Annotated in this window: 1 pseudogene; it reads right to left on the bottom strand. The window is 63.6% G+C overall.

What is annotated here, in order from left to right:
* Positions 1–489, bottom strand: a pseudogene (locus AC0L26_RS31980) (OmpA family protein); the annotation flags it as partial.

Raw genomic sequence — 489 nt, 5'->3', positions numbered from 1 at the left:
AATTCCGGTCCGCCTGCCGAAAGCTGTCGGGCCGCTGCGCGCGCCCGATCTATCCAGGTGTCGGGAGCCTCACCCTCGGCAACGATGCGATCATTGACGATCGAAAGTCGAACCGATTTCGGTGGGGCCAGCGACTCCGTTAGCCGCTTCAGCACGAACTCCGGCTCAAGGCTCTGATAGAATTGCCACTGCGAATGAACGCGAGCGGGATCGACCTGCGTTCCGGACAACAGCGACTGCGGGTCGGCGGCAAGCGGGTCTCTCAGGCCGGCAATATAGAATTGGCCATCGCGCACCTTTTGTTCGGCAACGATAATGCCCGGCTGGGTACTCAGCCGGGACACATAGGCCTGCCAGCGCTCCGCCGCGCGTGCTTCGGGGCTCACATCACGAACCTTGGAGATGTCGAATGCCGGTCCGCCTGCCGAAAGCTGTCGGGCCGCTGCGCGCGCCCGATCTATCCAGGTGTCGGGAGCCTCACCCTCGGCA

Source organism: Mesorhizobium sp. WSM4823 (assembly GCF_055811195.1).
The sequence above is the reverse complement of the archived record's forward strand: the minus strand, read 5'-3'. Positions and strand labels throughout refer to the sequence as shown.